Annotated in this window: 18 protein-coding genes; 9 read left to right on the top strand and 9 right to left on the bottom strand. The window is 65.5% G+C overall.

Going from position 1 to position 19,201, the window contains the following annotated elements:
• Nucleotides 1-225 precede the first annotated feature (225 nt).
• Together NZK81_RS07990 and NZK81_RS07985 are read left to right on the top strand one after the other, a co-directional pair.
• Nucleotides 226-1,419, top strand: a complete 1,194-nt coding sequence (locus NZK81_RS07990) for an acetyl-CoA C-acyltransferase (RefSeq protein ID WP_260045588.1) — start codon at nucleotides 226-228, stop codon at nucleotides 1,417-1,419.
• A 107-nt stretch (nucleotides 1,420-1,526) separates the two neighbouring features.
• Nucleotides 1,527-2,723, top strand: coding sequence for an MFS transporter (locus NZK81_RS07985; protein WP_260045587.1), 1,197 nt, complete (start codon nucleotides 1,527-1,529; stop codon nucleotides 2,721-2,723).
• 24 nt (nucleotides 2,724-2,747) lie between these two features.
• Here the strand turns inward: NZK81_RS07985 and NZK81_RS07980 are convergent, their stop codons facing one another.
• A complete protein-coding gene (locus tag NZK81_RS07980) occupies nucleotides 2,748-3,221 on the bottom strand; it encodes an SH3 domain-containing protein (RefSeq protein ID WP_260045586.1) in 474 nt (157 codons plus the stop codon).
• Between the two features lie 79 nt (nucleotides 3,222-3,300).
• Here NZK81_RS07980 and NZK81_RS07975 point away from each other — a divergent pair, with 79 nt between their 5' ends.
• The 3 genes from NZK81_RS07975 (at nucleotide 3,301) to NZK81_RS07965 (ending at nucleotide 6,305) form a co-directional block, all read left to right on the top strand.
• Nucleotides 3,301-4,320, top strand: a complete 1,020-nt coding sequence (locus tag NZK81_RS07975; RefSeq protein ID WP_260045585.1) for a 2-hydroxyacid dehydrogenase — start codon at nucleotides 3,301-3,303, stop codon at nucleotides 4,318-4,320.
• A 133-nt stretch (nucleotides 4,321-4,453) separates the two neighbouring features.
• Nucleotides 4,454-5,758, top strand: a complete 1,305-nt coding sequence (locus NZK81_RS07970) for an ammonium transporter (RefSeq protein WP_260045584.1) — start codon at nucleotides 4,454-4,456, stop codon at nucleotides 5,756-5,758.
• A gap of 31 nt (nucleotides 5,759-5,789) precedes the next feature.
• On the top strand, nucleotides 5,790-6,305 hold the full coding sequence (locus NZK81_RS07965) for a DUF805 domain-containing protein (RefSeq protein ID WP_260045583.1): 516 nt from the start codon (nucleotides 5,790-5,792) through the stop codon (nucleotides 6,303-6,305).
• A gap of 21 nt (nucleotides 6,306-6,326) precedes the next feature.
• Here the strand turns inward: NZK81_RS07965 and NZK81_RS07960 are convergent, their stop codons facing one another.
• The 7 genes from NZK81_RS07960 to NZK81_RS07930 form a co-directional block, all read right to left on the bottom strand.
• The gene (locus NZK81_RS07960; RefSeq protein ID WP_260045582.1) at nucleotides 6,327-7,733 is read right to left on the bottom strand and encodes an NAD(P)H-dependent flavin oxidoreductase; all 1,407 of its coding nucleotides are present in this window, start codon (nucleotides 7,731-7,733) and stop codon (nucleotides 6,327-6,329) included.
• Nucleotides 7,734-7,778: 45 nt separating this feature from the next.
• Nucleotides 7,779-8,522: a class I SAM-dependent methyltransferase gene (locus NZK81_RS07955; protein WP_260045581.1), complete on the bottom strand. Its 744-nt coding sequence runs from the start codon at nucleotides 8,520-8,522 to the stop codon at nucleotides 7,779-7,781.
• Nucleotides 8,523-8,604: 82 nt separating this feature from the next.
• The gene (gene prfB, locus NZK81_RS07950; RefSeq protein ID WP_260045580.1) at nucleotides 8,605-9,732 is read right to left on the bottom strand and encodes a peptide chain release factor 2; all 1,128 of its coding nucleotides are present in this window, start codon (nucleotides 9,730-9,732) and stop codon (nucleotides 8,605-8,607) included.
• 115 nt (nucleotides 9,733-9,847) lie between these two features.
• Complete coding sequence (locus tag NZK81_RS07945) at nucleotides 9,848-10,393, bottom strand: peroxiredoxin (RefSeq protein ID WP_260045716.1); 546 nt, start codon at nucleotides 10,391-10,393, stop codon at nucleotides 9,848-9,850.
• Between the two features lie 64 nt (nucleotides 10,394-10,457).
• Nucleotides 10,458-10,688 (bottom strand): lipoyl domain-containing protein, encoded by a 231-nt coding sequence (locus NZK81_RS07940; protein ID WP_260045579.1) that lies wholly within the window; start codon nucleotides 10,686-10,688, stop codon nucleotides 10,458-10,460.
• Nucleotides 10,689-10,861: 173 nt separating this feature from the next.
• A complete protein-coding gene (locus NZK81_RS07935; protein WP_260045578.1) occupies nucleotides 10,862-12,283 on the bottom strand; it encodes an acyl-CoA reductase in 1,422 nt (473 codons plus the stop codon).
• The gene (locus NZK81_RS07930; RefSeq protein WP_260045577.1) at nucleotides 12,280-13,629 is read right to left on the bottom strand and encodes a hypothetical protein; all 1,350 of its coding nucleotides are present in this window, start codon (nucleotides 13,627-13,629) and stop codon (nucleotides 12,280-12,282) included. Before NZK81_RS07930 ends, NZK81_RS07935 begins: the two co-directional genes overlap by 4 nt.
• A gap of 132 nt (nucleotides 13,630-13,761) precedes the next feature.
• On the opposite strand from NZK81_RS07930, the gene NZK81_RS07925 reads away from it, so the two are divergent.
• From NZK81_RS07925 to NZK81_RS07910, 4 genes are all read left to right on the top strand, one after another.
• On the top strand, nucleotides 13,762-14,436 hold the full coding sequence (locus tag NZK81_RS07925) for a TetR/AcrR family transcriptional regulator (protein ID WP_260045576.1): 675 nt from the start codon (nucleotides 13,762-13,764) through the stop codon (nucleotides 14,434-14,436).
• Nucleotides 14,437-14,487: 51 nt separating this feature from the next.
• Complete coding sequence (locus tag NZK81_RS07920) at nucleotides 14,488-15,750, top strand: MFS transporter (protein WP_260045575.1); 1,263 nt, start codon at nucleotides 14,488-14,490, stop codon at nucleotides 15,748-15,750.
• A gap of 21 nt (nucleotides 15,751-15,771) precedes the next feature.
• Nucleotides 15,772-16,656, top strand: a complete 885-nt coding sequence (locus tag NZK81_RS07915) for an SDR family NAD(P)-dependent oxidoreductase (RefSeq protein ID WP_260045574.1) — start codon at nucleotides 15,772-15,774, stop codon at nucleotides 16,654-16,656.
• An 86-nt stretch (nucleotides 16,657-16,742) separates the two neighbouring features.
• Nucleotides 16,743-17,618 carry an HpcH/HpaI aldolase/citrate lyase family protein gene (locus tag NZK81_RS07910; RefSeq protein WP_260045573.1) on the top strand — a complete coding sequence of 292 codons (876 nt, stop codon included), beginning with the start codon at nucleotides 16,743-16,745 and terminating at the stop codon, nucleotides 17,616-17,618.
• A gap of 73 nt (nucleotides 17,619-17,691) precedes the next feature.
• Here NZK81_RS07910 and NZK81_RS07905 read toward each other — a convergent pair whose 3' ends face one another.
• The gene (locus NZK81_RS07905) at nucleotides 17,692-19,071 is read right to left on the bottom strand and encodes a M28 family peptidase (RefSeq protein WP_260045715.1); all 1,380 of its coding nucleotides are present in this window, start codon (nucleotides 19,069-19,071) and stop codon (nucleotides 17,692-17,694) included.
• Between the last annotated feature and the right edge of the window lie 130 nt (nucleotides 19,072-19,201).

The raw sequence follows: 19,201 nt of genomic DNA, 5'->3' as shown, positions 1-19,201 counted from the left end.
TGGCAATCACCCGCTCCCGTCCCCATCTTGGCATCCGAAAGGCCTCGAATACCCGTTTCGAAGTTCAGTTCGGGCCTTTCTGCAAGAACCGACATCCGCATCGATCGATCGCAGTAGCAGTTTCATTCTACTGTTATGCGGCTGCCCTAACAGTCATTGCATTTGGTGCATCGCAACATTATCCGGTCGACAACTGTCATGCAAACCAGCTCGAAAGGCACGCTAATGGCCCAGATTTCGGCATCCGATCCGATCGTCATTCTTTCCTACGCCCGCACCCCTATGGGCGGCCTGCAGGGCGCACTCGCCGAAGTCGCGGCGACCGATCTCGGCGCCACCGCGGTCAAGGCGGCGGTCGAACGCGCCGGAGTCGCCGGCGAAGACATCGAGCGCATCTACATGGGCTGCGTGCTGCCCGCCGGCCTCGGCCAGGCCCCTGCCCGTCAGGCCGCGATCAAGGCCGGCCTGCCCAAGTCGGTTCAGGCGACCACGGTGAACAAGGTCTGCGGCTCGGGCATGCAGACCGTCATCATGGGCGCCGAGGCGCTGGCAGCCGGTTCGCTCGACGTCGTCATCGCCGGCGGCATGGAGTCGATGACCAACGCGCCCTACCTCTCGAAAAAGCACCGCAGCGGCGCCCGCGCCGGTCACGACACGCTTTACGATCACATGTTCCTCGACGGCTTGGAGGACGCCTACGAAGGCGGCTCGATGGGCTCCTTCGCGCAGGTCAGCGCGGATGAGTACCAGCTCACCCGCGAGAACCAGGACGACTATTCGATCGAGTCGCTGCGCCGCGCGGTCGAGGCGATCGACACCGGCGCCTTCAAGGGCGAGATCGTTCCCGTCACCGTCAAGACCCGCAAGGGCGAAGTGATCGTCGACACCGACGAGCAGCCGCCCAAGGGCAACCCGGAAAAGATCCGCACCCTGCGCCCGGCCTTTGCCAAGGACGGCACCATCACCGCCGCCAGCTCCAGTTCGATCTCGGACGGCGCGGCCGCCATGGTGCTGACCCGCAAGAGCATCGCCGAAGCCAAGGGTCTGGCCCCGATTGCCACCGTGGTCGGCGTTGCCGCCCACGCGCAGGAACCGGCGAAGTTCACCACCGCCCCGGTCGGCGCGATCACCAAGCTGATGGAAAAGACCGGCTGGAACCTCGCCGACGTCGACCTGTTCGAAGTGAACGAAGCCTTCGCCTGCGTCGCGATGTTCGCGATGAAGGACCTCGGCATCCCGCACGACAAGGTCAACGTCCACGGCGGCGCCACCGCGCTCGGCCACCCGATCGGCGCTTCGGGCACCCGCATCATCGTCACCCTGATCAACACCATGAAGGACAAGGGCCTGAAGAAGGGCGTCGCCTCGCTGTGCATCGGCGGCGGCGAAGCCACGGCCGTCGCGATCGAGATGATCTGATCCGGCTGACGCCTTACCGAACGAGAACCCCCGCCCTTCCCGGCGGGGGTTTTTGTTTGCGGAAAGCCCGTTGCCTCCACAGCGACTCCGGCGCATGTCCTGAGCCCATGGCCAGATCGCGCGCGACACCTCCCGTTCCCCGCACTGTCTGGGCCCTGGGTTTTGTAAGCCTGTTCATGGATGTCTCTTCGGAGATCATCCACGCGCTGCTTCCCCTATTCCTTACCGTCACGCTGGGCGCCAGCGTGATGATGGTGGGGCTGGTGGATGGTATCGCCGAGGCCACCGCCGCCATCGCGAAAGTGGTTTCGGGCTATGTCTCGGACCGCATGGGACGGCGCAAACCGCTGATCCTCCTGGGCTATGGACTGGCAGCGCTGTCGAAGCCGCTGTTTCCCATGGCGGGCAGTGCGGCCACGGTGCTCCTTGCCCGCTTCATCGACCGTTCCGGCAAAGGCATGCGCGGCGCGCCGCGCGATGCCCTGATCGCCGATGTCACGCCGCGCGAAGCCAGAGGGCGTGCCTACGGCCTGCGGCAGGCGCTGGATTCGACCGGCGCGTTCCTTGGCCCGGCCATGGCGATCGGCCTGATGATCGCCTTTCACGACGACATCAGACGCGTGTTCTGGATCGCCGCCCTGCCCGCAGTCATCGCCTTCCTGATCATCGTCTTCGCCGTCTCGGACAAGCCGGGCAAGGCAGTGGACACCGCATCGTGTCCGCCGATCGCGCTGGCCGACCTGAAACGGCTGCCGGCCCGGTTCTGGAAGGTCGTGGCGCTAGGCGGCATCTTCACGCTCGCGCGGTTCAGCGAGGCCTTCCTGATTCTCAAGGCCACGCAAGCGGGACTGCCGATCATGGCGGCACCACTGGTGCTGGTCGCGATGAACCTGGTCTATTCGCTGGGCGCCTATCCCGCCGGTGCGCTGGCAGACGATCATTCGGCCCGCTGGCTGCTTCAGGCCGGGCTCGTGCTTCTCGTCGTGGCGGACGCGGTTCTGGCCTTCACCACCGGGGTGCCCATGGCTTTTGTCGGCATTGCGCTGTGGGGCGGGCACATGGCGATGACTCAGGGGCTGTTGTCGAAGCTCGTCGCGGACCATGCACCGGAAGAAGCGGCGGGATCGGCGTTCGGGTTGTTCAATCTCACCCTAGGCATTGCAACGCTGATCGCGAGTGCACTCGCAGGCATCCTTTGGGAGAGTATCGGCCCTCGGGCAACCTTCATCGCCGGTGGCGCCTTTGCCGCCAGCGCGATCGTCCTGGCTCAGGTAATCCTGCCTCGCAGGCCCGAACCGGCCTGACGACGAAAGCCGAATGTGCGGTCTTCAGGGTTCGCCCGCTCCCCAGAGATTCGCTTCGTTCACGAACCCCTTGTGCCCGTCCACGTCGAACGTGCACCAGCCTTCTGCGCATTCGCCCAGAAGCCCCACCACGCCGGGTTCGAGCCGCCACAGCATCGCCGACGAGTCGTTGCCATCGGCATGCATCTCGATCAGCTCCTTGCCGATCACGATGGCCGTGCGCTGGCGCGAGAGCAGCAGGTCGCGCATCCAGCCCTTGTCGCCGTCCGGGTCCTCGATCTGCCGCCATGGCCCTTCGCGGCGGATGATCTTCACCGGCAGATGCAGGCGCCGATAGACCCAGTCGATCTTGTAGCTTCCCCCCGGCCCCACGCGCATGTTGGCAACATCGGCATCGATCGACGCCCAGTAGGGTACCTTGTCGTCGTCGGCCGCGACGGCCGGCGCGGCAAGGACGCAAAGGGCGAGCATGGGCAACAGGGAAAGGCGACTGATCATGCTGCGATCCTTACCGCGCAGCGAGCAAAGGCATCAAGGCTCCTTGACCGGGACGCTGTGGACGGCCTAGCCGGAAGACATGACGGAACCGGCAAGCGACACCTCTCCTGTTCAGCACCCTCCCCGCCCGCGCGTGGTGGTTACCCGAAAGCTGCTGCCGGAAGTTGAAGCGCGCATGTCCGAACTGTTCGACGTCACGCTCAACACGGCCGACAAGCCGATGACGCGCGAAGAGCTGGCCGCCGCCATGCGCGAATGCGACGTGCTCGTTCCGACGGTGACCGACTCGATCGACGCGGAACTGATCGCACAGGCCGGGGAGCGACTCGGGCTGATCGCCAGCTTCGGCGCAGGCACCGAGCACATAGACGTGGTAGCGGCACGCGCGCGAAAGATCATCGTCACCAATACGCCGGGCGTATTCACAGACGATACCGCCGACCTCACGCTTGCGCTCATCATCCTTGTGTCGCGCCGCTTCAGCGAGAACGTGCGAGTGCTGCGCGAGGGCAAGTGGGCCGGATGGGCGCCCTCCGCGATGCTCGGCCATTCGCTGATGGGCAAGACGCTGGGCATCGTCGGCATGGGCCGCATCGGGCAGGCGGTCGCACACCGCGCCCGGGCCTTCGGCATGGAAATCCGCTACCACAACCGACACCGGGTTCCCGCGGCGCTGGAGAACATGTTCTCCGCCCGCTACGAGCCCGATCTCGACACCTTGACGGCCGACGCGGACATCCTGACACTGCACTGCCCGGGCGGGCCCGGCACCAGGAACCTGTTCGACACCCGCCGCCTTTCGCTGATGAAGCCCACGGCCTGCATCGTAAACACCGGGCGCGGCCAGCTCATCGATGAAGAAGCGCTGATCGCCGCGCTTTCCGAAGGGCGCATCGCCGGGGCCGGACTCGACGTCTTCGCCCGTGAACCGCAAGTCGATCCGCGCCTGCTCGACCTGCCCGGACTGGTCGCCATGCCCCATCTGGGCAGCGCCACATACGAAGGGCGCGGCGCCGCCGGCGAGCGGATCATCACCAACATCCGCTTCTGGGTCGATGGCCACCGACCGCCCGACCAGGTCCTGCCCGATCTGGACTGACGCGGCCCCTTGCCGCGATGATCCGGACACCTTTCAGCAAGCCCTTGTCTCGGGTCGATTTCCTGCTCTAAGGCCGTGCGCACGAGGAACACAGCGCCAGCGCAAAGCGCGGCCTGAAGGGGGAGCCCACCAAATGACCAAGCAGCGCCTGCTGCCACTTGCCGCCGTTCTCGCGCTATTGCCGGATGCCGCGTTCGCACAGGACGGACGGATCGATGTCGCCAACAGCGGCGACACGGCCTGGCTGCTCGCCAGCTCCGCGCTGGTCCTGCTCATGGCCATGCCGGGCCTCGCGCTGTTCTACGGCGGTCTGGTTCGCACCAGGAATTTTCTGTCGGTGCTGATCCAGTGCGGCGCGATCGCCGCGATGGCTTCGGTCGTATGGGTGGTGGTCGGCTACACGGTGAGCTTCGGCGACGTCACCAGTGGCTGGATCGGCAGCGGCAATGCCTGGATGCTGATCACGCTGGGCAACGTGCGCGAGAACACCACCGTTCCCGAAAGCGCCTTCGTCCTGTTCCAGATGACATTCGCGGCGATCACGCCCGCGCTCATGGCCGGCGCCTGGGTGGACCGCGCCCGGTTCGGCTGGGTCGTGGCCTTCTGCACTTTGTGGAGCCTGGTGGTCTATGCGCCCGTGGCACACTGGATCTGGGGCGGCGGCTGGCTCGCATCGACGATCGGCACGCTCGACTGGGCCGGCGGCATCGTCATCCACACCACGGCAGGCGTTTCGGCGCTGGTCGTCGCGATCATGCTGGGCAAGCGCAAGGGCTTCCCGCAAACGCTGATGCTGCCGCATAGCCCTGCCCTGACGATGGCCGGTGCGGGCCTGCTCTGGGTCGGCTGGTTCGGTTTCAATGGCGGTTCCGCGCTGGCGGCGAACGACGATGCCGCCGCCGCAATCATCGCCACGCACGTTGCCGCGGCGACCGCCGCGATGGTCTGGCTGCTGGTGGAACGCATCGTGGTCGGCAAGCCCACCGGCATCGGCTTCGCCACCGGCGCGATCGCGGGGCTTGCGACCGTCACCCCGGCGGCCGGCTTCATCTCGCCCGGCACTGCGATCCTGTTCGGAGCGACCGGCGCGGTGGTATGCTTCCTTGCCATCCAGCTCGTGAAGCAGAAGCTGCACATAGACGATTCGCTCGATGTCTTCGCGGTCCATGGCGTGGGCGGCATGCTCGGTTCGATCATGCTTGGCCTGTTCATGGCGCAAGGACTGGGCGGCACCGGCTACAGCGAGGGCATGAACGCGGTCACGCAGACAGCCGCGCAGCTGATCGGCGTGGGCGTCGTCGCCCTGTGGTCGGTGATCGGCACCGTCATCCTGGCCGTCATGGCCTCGCTGATCTTCCCGATGCGCGTTTCCGAGGATGCCGAGCGCGAGGGCCTCGACATCACCAGCCACGGCGAGCGGGCCTGGGAATTCGATTGACAACCATGCCGTTGCAGCGGGAGATCACGCCATGACAGGCGACCTCCCGCTCTTCGGACAGGCCATCCGGCGAACCTTCACTCCGGCGGGCCGTGCCCGGCGCACCGAGATGATCGTCTACGTCGTTGCCTCGCAGTTACTATGCGTGGTGCTGTTGCTGCTGGCCCGCCTGTTCCTGGCCGGCGAGGCGCTTGCCTGGCTTCGCTTCGCGGTCTTTGCGCTGGCGATCGTGCCGCTCTTCTCGCTTTCCGCGCGGCGCCTTCACGATTTCGGGCAAAGCGGGAAATGGACCGTCCTGCTCTGGCTCGTCGTCGTCCGCAGCATCGGCCTCGATCTGGCGGCGCGCCTTGGCGGCTCGGACACGCGCGCCCTGATCGAATCGCCGCTGTCCTATGTCGACTGGCTGCTCTTCCTGCCCTTCGCCTGGCTTTACATCACCTTGCTGATCGTTCCCGGCAAGAAGGGCGCCAATCGCCACGGTCCCGACCCCCGCTACGCGCCGGACAGCAAAACGGCCGGCCCGGAAAATCCCGAGCCGGCCGTCTGAACCGCGTGGCTAGGCGGGCGATCAGTCGCCCGTCAGGATGCGATCGACCAGTTCCTTCACCGTGGGCGTGTAGCCGTTGGAATAGAACGGGTCCTGCTTGAACTTGTAGGCCGCGTGACCGGCGAACATCAGGTTCTCGTCGATCGGCCCGCCATGGGCGATGTCCTGCAGCGTCTTCTGGATGCAGAAGCTGCGCGGATCGGCGAGCCGACCGGTGGTGTAGTCATCGTGGTCCTTCCACGAGGAGAAGCCGCAGTGCGAGAGGCAGCCCATGCAGTCGGCCTGATCCTGCCGGATCGCATCGCGCTCTTCGGGAGAAACGAAGATGATCGTGTCGTCGGGCGTGCGCAGGCCATCGGTGAAGCCCTGCGACGACCACAGGCGCGCGCGTTCGAGGTCCTTGGGCGCTACCCAGAAATTCTTGCCCTTCACGCCGACGTCGAGCCGCACGGTATGCTCACCCGCCTCGACCTTCGAATAGGGAATCTGCCGTTCCGAGCGCGCCTCGAGATTGCGCAGGAAGGGATTGCGCACGGCCGAGGAATAGAAGCCCGTCGGCGAGAAGCGATGCAGCAGGACATCGCCGGGTTCGAGCGTGCGCAGCGCGTCCTTCCACTGCTGCGGAATCGGGCTTTCCCGGGTCAGCAGCGGGCGCGTGCCGTACTGGAAGGCGATCGTGCCGAGTTCCGGGTTGTCGATCCAGTCGTTCCAGTCGCGCAGGTACCACACGCCGCCGGCCATCACGATCGGCACCGAATCGGAAATGCCTTCCTTGCGCATGGTATCGCGCAGAGCCTTGACGCGCGGATAGGGATCTTCCGGCTTCAGCGGGTCTTCGGCGTTGGAAAGGCCGTTATGGCCGCCGGCCAGCCAGGGGTCTTCATAGACCACCGCCGCCATCAGGTCGGAAACCTTGTGATAGGCGCGCTTCCACAAGGCGCGGAAGGCGCGGCCCGAGCTGACGATGGGCAGGTAGTTGACGTTGAAGCGCGCGGCGATCTCGGACAGCTTGTAGGGCATGCCCGCACCGCAGGTCACACCGGTGACGAGCCCCTTGGTCTTTTCCAGCACGCCTTCGAGCACCTGCTGCGCACCGCCCATTTCCCACAGCACGTTGATGTTGATAGCGCCCTTGCCGCCCGCGATGTCGTAAGCGCGGCGCACCTGCTCGACCGCGCCGTCGATGGCGTAGCGGATCAGTTCCTCGTGACGTTCCTTGCGGGTAAGCGCATGATAGATCTGGGGAATGATCTTGCCTTCGGCGTCGTAGCTGTCGGCATTGACGGCACTGACGGTGCCGATTCCGCCCGCCGCCGCCCAGGCGCCGGAGCTGGCGTGGTTGGTCGCCGCCACACCCTTGCCGCCTTCGACCAGCGGCCAGACTTCACGGCCACCGTAGACAATCGGCTTTAGACCCTTGAAACTCATAGTCTTTTTCGTCTTTCCCCTGGCGTTGCGCTCAGTCACTGCCCATCAATGTAAATCCGCCTTCGCGTCGTGCGACACACGGCAGGGCGTAATGTTCTCAGGCGATGGCCGCACACCCGCGGCTTCGAACTGCGCATAATACCCTTGCAGTTCCGGCTTACGAACAAATTCCGTCAAGCGAAAGCCCACCGAGGCGAATTCGCAGAACAGCAGCGCCGGCGGGGTGCCGTGCGCATCGGTGGGCCGGTCGATATCGACCACGATGACCTTGCCGCCCTTGCGAAGCGCGGGACGCAACCGCCACAGGAAGGCGTAGGGTTCGGTCACCTCATGGTACATGTGGACAAGGAAGATGCGATCGAAGCTGTCGGGCGGAAGGCTCGGATCGTCCTCCTTGCCGAGCTTGATCGAGACGTTCTCCAGCCCCTCGCGCATGACGCGCGTGCCGAGCTGCTCGGTCAGGGCCGCATCGATCTCCTCGGCGAGCACCCTGCCCTTCGGCCCGACCCGCGCGGCAAGGTGCGCGGTGTAGTAGCCCTCGCCCGCGCCGATGTCGGCAACGCTCATGCCCGGTTCGATACGCGCGAGATCCATCACCACGTTCGCCTCGTTCACGCTGTCGCGCTGGGCCTCGGAGGCAAAACTGTTCTTGCCCGCTTCCGAAACCGGCCTGTCGGCCACCGGGAAATCCCGCGCGGTTTCGGGACGTCCATCATCCGCCGGCCGCTGCTGGCATGCGCACAGCAGTAGCGTCAGGGCGACAGAAACGAGGTGGCGGGGCCGGGTCATGCGGCCCATTAGCGCCTTGCAACCGACTTGGCAAAATCCGCGACAGCGCCGTTCCCGACAGACGGGCAACGGGACCCGGGGATCAGTCGACGTCCTCGACCTCGACCTTCTCGCCGGTAACACGCTGCGAAAGCGCCGCGGCCATGAAAGGGTCGAGTTCGCCGTCGAGCACATCGTCGGGTGCGGTCGAGACGACGCCGGTGCGCAGGTCCTTCACCTGCTGATAGGGCTGCAGCACGTAGGACCGGATCTGGTGGCCCCAGCCGATATCGCTCTTGCTGGCGTGCTCGGCGCTGGCGGCTTCCTCGCGCTTGCGCATTTCCTCTTCGAACAGGCGCGACTTGAGCATGCCCATCGCGATGTCGCGGTTCTTGTGCTGCGAACGGTCGATCTGGCTGGCCACCACGATGCCGGACGGCTGGTGGGTGATACGCACCGCCGAGTCCGTGGTGTTGACGTGCTGCCCGCCCGCACCCGAAGCGCGATAGGTATCGATCTTCAGGTCCGCCGGATTGATGTCGATCTCGAAGGTATCGTCGATCACCGGATAGACCCAGACAGACGAGAAGCTGGTGTGCCGGCGCGCCGAGCTGTCGTAGGGGCTGATGCGCACGAGGCGGTGGACGCCGCTCTCGGTCTTCGCCCAGCCATAGGCGTTCTCGCCCTTGATCAGCAGCGTGCAGCTCTTGATGCCGGCGGCTTCACCGGCGTGGTATTCAACCATCTCGACCTTGTAACCCTTGCGCTCGGCCCAGCGCGTGTACATGCGCTGGAGCATCTCGGCCCAGTCCTGGCTTTCGGTACCGCCGGCCCCCGCATGCACTTCGAGGTAGGTGTCGTTGGCGTCCGCCTCGCCCGCGAGCAGCGCCTGGATCTTGTCGCGGTCGGCCCGCTCGGCCAGCGTCGCCAGCGTCGCCAGGCCTTCGTTCACCGTCTCCTCGTCGTCCTCCATCTCGCCCAGTTCGACGAACTCGACGGCGTCGGTCATTTCCTGGCTGATCTCGTTGACCGCGCCGATCGAGGCTTCCAGCCGCCGCCGCTCGCGCATGACGGCCTCGGCCTCCTTCGGCTTGTCCCACAGCGTAGGGTCCTCGACGCGCGCGTTCAGCTCGTCGAGGCGGCGAACCGCGCGATCCCAGTCCAGGAACTTGCGGACCAGCGCGAGGGCCTTTTCGATACGGTCGATATGGGCCTGCCCTTCGGCACGCATGAGGATTACTCCAGTTGTAAAGGATCGCGCGAAACGGGTTCCGTGCGGAAAGCGACGCCCTTACCCGGCTTGGCCGGTTACTTTCAAGAGGCCGTGATTGTCGTCAGGCGCGCCGTCAGGGCTGCCTGGCCAGCTTCTTCACCGCAGCCAGCGTGAGTTTGACGTGCTCGCGATAGTCCATGTCCGAATGAACCATTGTGATCGTGCCGTCTTTCGCAATGACATAGCTGGTACGCTTGGTCATGCTGGTGGCCGTTCCGGGCCGGGCCAGCTCGACATCGTAGCCCTTGATGATCTGCGGCGAGGCCACGCCGACCGGGAACTTGTTGCGGCATGCCTCGGTAGAGAACTTCTGCAACGTGGGCAGATCGTCCGCCGAAAGCCCAACGACCGTCGCGCCGAGCGCGGTGAACTCGTCGATCGCCTCGGCAAAGGCATGCGCTTCCAGGGTACAGCCCTGGGTAAATGCCTTCGGGTAGAAGTAGACCACCACCGGCCCCTGTCGCAGCTTGGTGCGCAGGCTGAAGCGCATCGTCTTGCCCGCAAGCGCCACCGACGTACGGAACATCGGTGCCTTGTTGCCGACCGGCAATTCGGCAAAAGCAGCCGACGGCAGCGAGAGCGCTATCAGCGCGGCGATCGGGACAAGCAATTTGCGCATGGCGGCAGTCTGGACCGGCCTGACCATTTTGTCCAGCCGGCCCCGACGCTTGCACCGCGCGGTTTTACTCGATGTAGCCGAGAATGGTGCCGACCTCGTAAGTCTCGCCGGTCTGCGCGACGATCTTGAGCGTACCGGACGCCGGTGCCTCGACTTCGTTGGTCGACTTGTCGGCCTCAAGCGAGAACAGCGGCTGGCCTTCGGTCACCTGATCGCCATCGTTCGCGAGCCATTCGGCGACCTGGCCCTCTTGCATCGAGAAGCCGATCTTCGGAAGCAGGATTTCAACGGCCATGGTATTCTTGATCCTCCATCGGGTATGTCGGCGCCTAAACGCGTCGCGCCACCTCAATTGGCCTTGATGCCTAGCGCAACCGCGCAGGCAGGCAAGTGGCGAGCCGGGCGAAAATGCTTTCAGGCGAGACTATTCCGCGCAGGCGATGGGTTTCCAGCGCGCAAGAGAACGATTCAGGCGGGTGCCACACCGTCCTCGTGCACCATCCAGTGCACGAAGCGATGCAGGGGATACATTGCGTCGTGCGGATTGCCGATCGTGGACGGCCCTGCCTCGCCCAGATGGACGATCCGCTGCGCGCCGCCGGCGGCCAGCCGGTCACGATAGTCGGCCATGCGGTCGAAGGGATAGAAGCCTACCGTCTGCGTCGCCACGTTGATCCACTTCACCGCATCGTCGAGACTGTCGACCCGCACGACATTGGCGGTCTTGTTGATCGGGTGGAAATCGACCGGCTCGTCGGAACGGACCACCAGCCCCTTGCCATCGGTGCGACCCCAGACGCCGAACTCGTCGTCCATCATGATCATCATCTCGACCGCCTCGCGCATGTCCTGGTCCAGCTTGCGCACATCGCCGCTCTCGGCCGCGCGGCGGGCAATGTGGAAATGCAGCCGCTCGCAGAAGCGGTCGACGTTTTCCTGCGGCCCTTCCACGAACTGGTAGCGACTGGCGACGCAGGCCTCCTGGTTGAGCGTCATGACGTCGGTCGAACACAAGTCCGCCACCCGGTCGATGGTTGCGTCATCGACGAAGGCCTCCCGGCCCACCATCGAGATCGAGGTCTTGGGATCAAAAGACACGAGCTGGAAGCCCGGGCCGAGGTACTTGATGACGTTGTTGATCGCATCGCCGCCGCCCCAGGCGACGATCTTGTCGAAGTACTGCGGGCGGTAGAGCACGCGCTCGGTCGCATCGTCGCCGCCGCGCCAGTAGACCGCCGACATCGACTTCACGATGGGATGCTCCGGATCGATGTCCGCCATGGTGCGCAGGATCGCGACCATGGTGAAGGGGTCGGCACTGCTCATCTTGAACAGGTTCACGGCCTTGACCATAGAGCCCTGCGCCACGGACTTCACCGCCACGCCGGGCGAATTGCCCGGCAGCACGTGGATCAGGCGCGGCGCGAAGGCGCGCACGAAGCTCTTGCGGCCGGTGAAGTCCTGCTTGGGCACCCATTCGTCGAGCGCGCGCGGATCGGGAAAGTTCTGCCCGACTTCCGCCATCAGGATGCGCTTGTCCAGATAGGCCGCCGCATGGCGCGCGGTATTCTCGACCACCGCGCGCGGCAGGATATGCGTGCGGCACATCCGCTCGATGCATTCCTGCATGTGATCGTTGTCGCTGGCCACCAGCCGCTGCCCGGTCTCGACGAGGAAGTCGATGATCTCGGCCAGCGGCACGTTGAGCAGCGGCGGCACTTCGGTACGCGACGGCACGGCCCTGTCGAACGGGATGCGCGGCGTCGCGAAGGTAACGCCAAGGTCTCGCGACTTCTGGATCACATCCGACCCGTGGAGCACTTCGCCACGCAGGAAGAACGGGGCCGAGACGAGATCCTCGGCCGGTTGCACTTCGGTCACGTTGCTCATGATACACCTCGCACGTATGCGTCGATCGTGCCGGCGCAACCGATCTTGTCGTCCCCTTCGAGATCGGCGTAGCGCACGATGTTGTCGCGGATCGAAGGACCGTGATTGCCGCACTTGCAGGGGCTGAAATCGAGCGAGATCTTGTCGCCGGTAATCACGCCGCCCCAGCGCCCGTCGAGCGAGAGATCGAAGAACGCCGCCCGGCCTTCCATCTCGCCAGAAGTGTGATCGAGCGCGGCATCGCCCGACTTGTCCAGCAGCACCGGCACGATCCACGGCGGCACGTGATAGCGGCCGCCCTCGCGGCACTTGGGCATGCCCGAGTTGAGTTCCTGCATCGAGTAGTTCTGGAAGTGGCGGTCTGCGGGAATGTTGAAGGTCTCGAAGACATATTCCTGATAGTCGTCGGGAAGCTGCGCGCGCTTGAGCCCGCCGCCGACGTAGATCGAATTGTCGGGGTTGAAGTCCTCGCGCCCGTAACCAGCATCGCGCACTACCTTGGCGACCTGCCACAGCCCGCTCCACAGGCCCGAAAGCTGCAGTTTCTTATCGCGATTCTCGATGATGAACTGCGCGGTGGCAGGCACCGCGTCTGCCACGGCCTTGGCGCGCATGGCGGAAGTTTCCTCGAACTGCGCGATTTCATCCGGACGGGCGGTGCCCTCGGCGATCTTCTTGCGCATGACCACCATCGAAGTCAGCGAGCCGACGGTGATCGGCGGCACCGGATAGGTCCAGCGCGGCCATTCGGGATTAGCGAATGCCTCGTACTGCGCCTGCGCGATAGTGGCGTTCTTGGGCACCACGGCCACGGGCGCGCAGCCCACGATCAGCCGGTCCTGCGCGGGCTTCACGCCCGAGCCCCAGGAGAACACGTTGACCGTGTCGATCTTCGACCAGTCCATGTCCTTCTGCGAGGCTATCAGCATCGCAGACTTGCCGGTGGTGCCGCTCGAACAGGAGATGAAATAGCCCTTCGCGGCCAGACGCTCGATCCAGTCGTCGACGCCCTCGATCCCTTCCAGCGAAACACCCTCGATCGGATAGGGCGAAATGGTGCCGAGCCACTTGGTCAGGCGGTCCCAGCGCTCATCCATGAGATAGCCTTCGGGATAGGACTTGTAGGCCGTGTGCGGAAACAGCACAGGGACGATGTCGGCAATCCGCTCGATCTTCTCGATCCCCGCGTCGCGCGCCCGCAGCGACAGCAGCTTGATCCTGTCCCTGCGATCCTGAAACCGCTCGTCGAGCGCGGCGATCTGCGTTTCGCGCAGTTCGTCCGCGGAAAACGTGAAACGGTCGGGACTGGCCACCAGGGCCATGAGTTTGTCGGCTGCGACACCCATCGGCTTCTCTCCTTTTTCTTCCGAGACGCACTGGCTCTGGACAGACCACGGCGACTCGATTAATGGCATCTTATGCGTTTCATTATTGCTGATTCACTTGGCAGCGCAAGCGAAATCGGTTCCAATCGGGCCATGCTCGATCACACCGCCGGAAATTCGACCGCGCAAACAGCGCCCGCCTCCCCCGTGCGCGCCGGACGCCCCACGCGCGAACAGGCCCGCGCGCGGCACGAAATGCTGCTCGCGCGGGCGCTCGACCATTTTCTCGATAAGGGTTTCGAAGCGACCACGATCGAGGCGATCGCTGCCGACGTGAACATGACCAAGCGCACCGTCTATGCCCGCTACGAGGACAAGACCGCGCTGTTCCGCGCTTCGGTCCGACGCGGGACCGAACGGCGTGCGGTATCGCAGGAGGTCATCGAGGGCACGCGCGCCGAAAGCCTTGACGAGACGCTCGTCAACATCGCCATGCTGCGCATCGATCTCGTCTCGACGCCGGACGGCGCCAAACTCCAGCGGCTGATCAACACCGAATCCTACCGCTTCCCGGACATCTTCCAGACCTATTACGACATCGCCGCCCTGCCCACGGTGCGCTTCCTGGCCGAGATCCTCGAAAGCGAGACGGCGGCCGGCCGCCTTGCCATCGACGATCCGCTGCTGGCGGCCAGTGTCTTCATGAGCATGGTTGTCAGCGGTCCCGTTCGGTTCATCCTGTCAGGCAATGAACTTGGCCGCACCGACATCGACCGGCGGGTGCGTTTCGCGATACGCCTGTTTCTGAAAGGTGCCGAACCGCGCTGAAGCCGAATGCCAATACCCGCGACCCGCAACAGCGGGCGCAACAGGAGAGAGATGCACAACGTGGCTTATTTCCGCGAATTCAGGGTCAATTGGCCCATGCTGCTCGGCGCCATGCTCGGTCTCGCCCTGGGCTCGGCGCTCAACCATTACATGACGAACCTCTTCGCGCCGGCGCTGATCGCCGAGTTCGGATGGGACAAGGCGCAATTCGCGCTGGTCGGAACGCTCGGCCTTGCCAGCATGGTCGTCGTCCCGTTCTGGGGCCGGTTCACCGACCGCTACGGCGCGCGCATTGCGGCGGGCACAGGTTTCGCGGTGGTGCCGCTCACCTTCTTCGCCTTCAGCCTGATGCGCGGCGACATCTACGAGTTCTTCGCGATCACCGTCGTCCAGCACCTGTTCGGCGTGCTGACGACGACGCTGGTGTTCAGCCGCGTCATCGTCCAGCGTTTCGATCTCGCACGCGGGATGGCACTGTCCGTGCTGATGAGCGGCGCGCCGCTGGTGGGCGCCGCCGTCGTCCCGCTGGTGGGCGAAGTGATCGAGGCCGAGGGATGGCGCGCGGCCTATCGCCTGCTGGCGCTGCTCTCCGCCATCGGCGGTATCGTCGCGGTGACGCTCGTCGGAAGGCGACCGCGGACAGGCAGTGCGACCGACGAACCGGCGGAGCACAAGGCACGCGCGATCGGACGCGCAGAATTCGTCGCGATCCTGCGCCACCCCTCGTTTCTGCTGATCGTGGCGGGCATGTTCTTCTGCAACGTGCCCCAGGTAATCGTGTCCTCGCAGCTCAAGCTGGTGCTGATCGAAAGCGGCGCGGCAAGCCAGCTGGCGACCTGGATCGTTTCGCTCTACGCGGTGGGCGTGGTCGTCGGCCGGTTCCTCAGCGGCATCGCGCTCGACCGCATATCGCCGCAGATCGTGGCCCTCGCCGCACTCGGCCTGCCCGCCATCGGTTTCATGATCCTGGCTTCGCCGGCCGAACAGGGCTGGCTGCTGGCCGCCGCCGTGCTGCTTGTCGGCCTGGCGCAGGGCGCGGAAGGCGACATCGGCGCCTACCTGACCTCGCGCACGTTCGACCTGACGCATTTCAGCCTGATCTACAGCTTCCTGATCGCCTCGATGGGCCTTGCCACCGCCTTCGGCTCGATCGTGCTGAGCATGACGCTGGGCGCAACGGCGCGCTTCGACATGTTCCTGATCATCGCCGCCGCCCTGACCATCGTCGGGGCGCTCTGCTTCTTCATGACGGGACGCGGCGACCAGCCGCCGCGCCTCGAACCGGACGCGCAACGCATCGCGCCGGCCATCTGACACCATCGCAAGGATAGAGCCATGACCCAACCGCAAACCGCTTCGACGCAAGCCGTGGTAATCACCGGCGCCAGTTCGGGCATCGGCAAGGCCAGCGCCGAAGCCTTCGCCCGCATGGGCTGGCACGTGATCGGCGTCGGCCGCGATCCGCAGCGTTGCGCCGATGCCGAAGAGGCCATTCGCGCCGTTGCGGCCCCCGCCGCACGGGTAGATTTCCTGCGCGGAGACTTCACCGAGATGGCGGACGTACGCCGTGTTGCCGGCGAAATCGCCTCGCTGACCGACCGCCTCGATGTGCTGGTCAACAACGCGGGCGGCGTGCGCGATGCGCGCTACCGCACGTCCGAGGGGCTGGAAGCGACCTTTGCGGCGAACCACCTCGCCCCGTTCCTGCTGACGCGCGAATTGCTGCCGCTGCTCGAAAAGACCGCCGCGGAAAGCCCTGAAGGAACCGTGCGCGTCATCGCCGTCTCCTCGAGCGGCCACATGGGCTGCCCCGGCATGCGCTGGGACGATCTGATGATGTTCGGAGACGAGAACTTCGGCCCCGCCGTGGCCTATTGCCAGGCCAAGCTCGCCAACCTGCTGTTCACCCGCGAACTCGACCGGCGACTGGCGGACAAGGGCATCATTGCGCAGGCGATGCATCCGGGACGCGTGGGCTCGAACTTCGCCAGCCATGGCGACGATACGATGAAGGCCTACATGGCCGCCAACGAATGCGTCGCGCCCGAATCACCCGCGCGGACCATCGTGTGGATGGCCATTGCGCCCGAACTGGGCCGCGACGGCGGGCGCTATTTCCACGACCTCGCCGAGGAAGAGCCCGCCCCGCAGGCCCGCGACGACGAAGCCGCGGCGCGCCTGTGGCGCGAGAGCGAACGGATTCTCGACACCATCGGGTAATTCCGGCCCTGTCCCCACGCGCCGCCTCTTGACGCCGCGGCGACGCCAAACGCAAGAGGGCGGCCCAGCCGAAAGGATGCCCCGTCATGACTGCAGCTTCCGACCGCCCGCGCCGCAGCGCGCTCTACCTGCCCGCCTCGAACGCCAAGGCGATCGCCAAGGCGCGCACGTTGCCCTGCGACATCGTCGTGCTCGATCTGGAGGACGCGGTCGCCCCCGAACTGAAGGCCGAGGCCCGCGCGGCCGCCGTCGCCGCGGTCGAGGAAGGCGGCTTCGGCCATCGCGAAGTGGCGATCCGCGCCAACGGCATCGACACCGAATGGGGCGCGGAAGACATCGCCGCCATTGCCGCCTCGAAGGCAGATGCGGTGCTGGTTCCCAAGGTCGGCTGCACGCAGGACATCGGCCGATACGAGGAAGCGCTCGAAAAGGCGCCCTCGTCCATGCAGCTGTGGGCGATGATCGAAACCTGCGAGGCAATGTTCAACCTCAAGGACATTGCGGCAATGGCCCCGTCCTCGCGGCTATCGCTGTGGATCATGGGAACCAACGATCTCGCCAAGGAAATGCGCGCGCAGCTTACGCCGTGCCGTACCCCTTTCCTGCCGTTCCTCTCGATGGCCGTCGCCGCCGCACGCGCGCACGGCCTCGCCATTCTCGACGGCGTGTGCAACGAATTCCGCGACCTCGACGTGTTCGAGGCCGAGGCCCGGCAGGGCCTGATGTTCGGCTTCGACGGCAAGAGCCTGATCCACCCCGCACAGGTCGATCCGTGCAACACGGTGTTCAGCCCCGGCGAAGCGGACCTGGCATGGGCCCGCGCCGTGATCGAGGCTTTCAAGCAGCCGGAGAACCAGGGCAAGGGCGCGATCCGCGTGGACGGCAAGATGACCGAACTGCTGCACCTGGAGCAGGCGAAGCGGCTGGTCTCGGTCGCCGAGCGGATCGCCGCGGCGGGCTGAGCCGCCGCGCGAAGCTGGGGAACCGTCTTTTCGTCTTTCCCTCAGTCCCCGCGCGTCCGGCGGCAGGCCGCACTTATTCCCCGCCCTCTTCGGCGGCCACCTTGCCGATGTCGCCCGGTTCGTTCGCGATCACCTTGAGCACGGCAGTCCAGGCATCGACGTTCTGCTGCAGCGCCACCGGATCGACCTTGTCCATCGTGTCGTCGGGCGTGTGATGCAGGTCGAAATAGTGCATGCCGTCCTGACCCAGATCGATCACGGCAAGGTTCTGCTCCCTGATGATCTTGCCCACGTCGGCGCCGCCATGCGCCCGCCCGGAATAGGACACGACGCCCATCGGCCAGAGCGCGGCCTTGATCTTCTCGCCCAGCGCCGCGTTGTCCTCGTTCAGCGACATCTTGAGCTGCCAGACGCGATCCGCGCCGAAATCGCTCTCCATGGCGATGGCGTGCTTCTCGCCCCCATGCAGGAAGGCATAGTGGTCGCCACCGCCGTTCCTCATGCCCATCTCTTCATTGCCCGACCACAGCACGCGGATCGTGCGCAGGGTCTTGCCGTCCTTCTGCGCAGCCAGCGCGGCGGCGGTTACGATGCCGCAGCCCGAAGCATCGTCGATCGCGCCGGTCCCCAGGTCCCAGGAATCGAGATGGCAGGCGAGCAGGATCATCGGCAGCGAGGGATCGCGCCCGGGCAGCTCGGCCACGACATTGCCAGAAGGTGCATCGGGGAAAGGCTTGCCCATCAGCGTGAGGTCGATGCTCATGGTCTTGCCCCGCCCGGCGATACGGGCAATCAGGTCGGCATCGGGATTGGAAACCGCCCCCGCCGGGATCGGCTTCACGTCCTTGGGCCAGACGGTCGATCCGGTGTGTGGCATGCGGTGGCTGTCGGTTCCCGCCGAGCGGATGACGATAGCGGCAGCGCCCTTGGCAGAGGCGATGCTCGGCCCCATGCGCCGCACGTTGCCATAAGGGCCGTAGCCCGAACCGTCCTGCGTGCGGCGCATGGCGTGATCGACGAAGGCCACCTTGCCCTTCAGCGACCCGTCCGGCGCGGCCTCGAGAGCGGCCAGTGTCGGGAAATAGACCATATCGGCCTTCAGCCCCCCGGCAGGCGTGGGCACCGAAAAGCCGAGCGCGGTAATCGCCAACGGCTGCTGGTACGGCGCGGTCAGCTGGGCATTCTCGGGACCACGCTGCCACGCCAGGGTGCGGAAGGGTTCGATCTTCACATTGCTGAAGCCCAGAGCCTTGAGCCGGGCCTCGGCCCAGACCCGCGCGCGGGCTTCCGCCTCGGTTCCCGCCATACGCGGCCCGATCTCGGTCGTCAGGCCTTCGACGATGTCCCAGGCGACGCCTGAACCTTCGGTCGGCGTTGCGCCGGCGGTGGTGGAAGAAAACGGGGCGATGGCGGCCGCTGCAAGGAGCGCCGCAAGGGGGGAGGTGCGAAGCATGGGCGACATGGGTAACGTGCTTCGCCGAAGTTGCCAATCGGCCAGTGTCGCGGCCTCCACAAGCACATCGCCGCGCGGTCGAAAATGATGGCGACCGCGCAGCTTCGTCCGGCTGTTCAATGCGTTACGG

The sequence above is a fragment of the Novosphingobium mangrovisedimenti genome (assembly GCF_025153475.1).
GTDB lineage: Bacteria > Pseudomonadota > Alphaproteobacteria > Sphingomonadales > Sphingomonadaceae > Novosphingobium > Novosphingobium mangrovi_A.
The sequence above is the reverse complement of the archived record's forward strand: the minus strand, read 5'-3'. Positions and strand labels throughout refer to the sequence as shown.

What these genes read in the sequence shown, in the direction of transcription:
- NZK81_RS07990 (WP_260045588.1), top strand. Translation starts at nt 226, where the DNA reads ATGGCCCAGATTTCGGCATCCGATCCGATCGTCATTCTTTCCTACGCC.
- NZK81_RS07985 (WP_260045587.1), top strand. Translation starts at nt 1,527, where the DNA reads ATGGCCAGATCGCGCGCGACACCTCCCGTTCCCCGCACTGTCTGGGCC.
- NZK81_RS07980 (WP_260045586.1), bottom strand. Translation starts at nt 3,221, where the DNA reads ATGATCAGTCGCCTTTCCCTGTTGCCCATGCTCGCCCTTTGCGTCCTT.
- NZK81_RS07975 (WP_260045585.1), top strand. Translation starts at nt 3,301, where the DNA reads ATGACGGAACCGGCAAGCGACACCTCTCCTGTTCAGCACCCTCCCCGC.
- NZK81_RS07970 (WP_260045584.1), top strand. Translation starts at nt 4,454, where the DNA reads ATGACCAAGCAGCGCCTGCTGCCACTTGCCGCCGTTCTCGCGCTATTG.
- NZK81_RS07965 (WP_260045583.1), top strand. Translation starts at nt 5,790, where the DNA reads ATGACAGGCGACCTCCCGCTCTTCGGACAGGCCATCCGGCGAACCTTC.
- NZK81_RS07960 (WP_260045582.1), bottom strand. Translation starts at nt 7,733, where the DNA reads ATGAGTTTCAAGGGTCTAAAGCCGATTGTCTACGGTGGCCGTGAAGTC.
- NZK81_RS07955 (WP_260045581.1), bottom strand. Translation starts at nt 8,522, where the DNA reads ATGACCCGGCCCCGCCACCTCGTTTCTGTCGCCCTGACGCTACTGCTG.
- prfB (WP_260045580.1), bottom strand. Translation starts at nt 9,732, where the DNA reads ATGCGTGCCGAAGGGCAGGCCCATATCGACCGTATCGAAAAGGCCCTC.
- NZK81_RS07945 (WP_260045716.1), bottom strand. Translation starts at nt 10,393, where the DNA reads ATGCGCAAATTGCTTGTCCCGATCGCCGCGCTGATAGCGCTCTCGCTG.
- NZK81_RS07940 (WP_260045579.1), bottom strand. Translation starts at nt 10,688, where the DNA reads ATGGCCGTTGAAATCCTGCTTCCGAAGATCGGCTTCTCGATGCAAGAG.
- NZK81_RS07935 (WP_260045578.1), bottom strand. Translation starts at nt 12,283, where the DNA reads ATGAGCAACGTGACCGAAGTGCAACCGGCCGAGGATCTCGTCTCGGCC.
- NZK81_RS07930 (WP_260045577.1), bottom strand. Translation starts at nt 13,629, where the DNA reads ATGGGTGTCGCAGCCGACAAACTCATGGCCCTGGTGGCCAGTCCCGAC.
- NZK81_RS07925 (WP_260045576.1), top strand. Translation starts at nt 13,762, where the DNA reads ATGCTCGATCACACCGCCGGAAATTCGACCGCGCAAACAGCGCCCGCC.
- NZK81_RS07920 (WP_260045575.1), top strand. Translation starts at nt 14,488, where the DNA reads ATGCACAACGTGGCTTATTTCCGCGAATTCAGGGTCAATTGGCCCATG.
- NZK81_RS07915 (WP_260045574.1), top strand. Translation starts at nt 15,772, where the DNA reads ATGACCCAACCGCAAACCGCTTCGACGCAAGCCGTGGTAATCACCGGC.
- NZK81_RS07910 (WP_260045573.1), top strand. Translation starts at nt 16,743, where the DNA reads ATGACTGCAGCTTCCGACCGCCCGCGCCGCAGCGCGCTCTACCTGCCC.
- NZK81_RS07905 (WP_260045715.1), bottom strand. Translation starts at nt 19,071, where the DNA reads ATGCTTCGCACCTCCCCCCTTGCGGCGCTCCTTGCAGCGGCCGCCATC.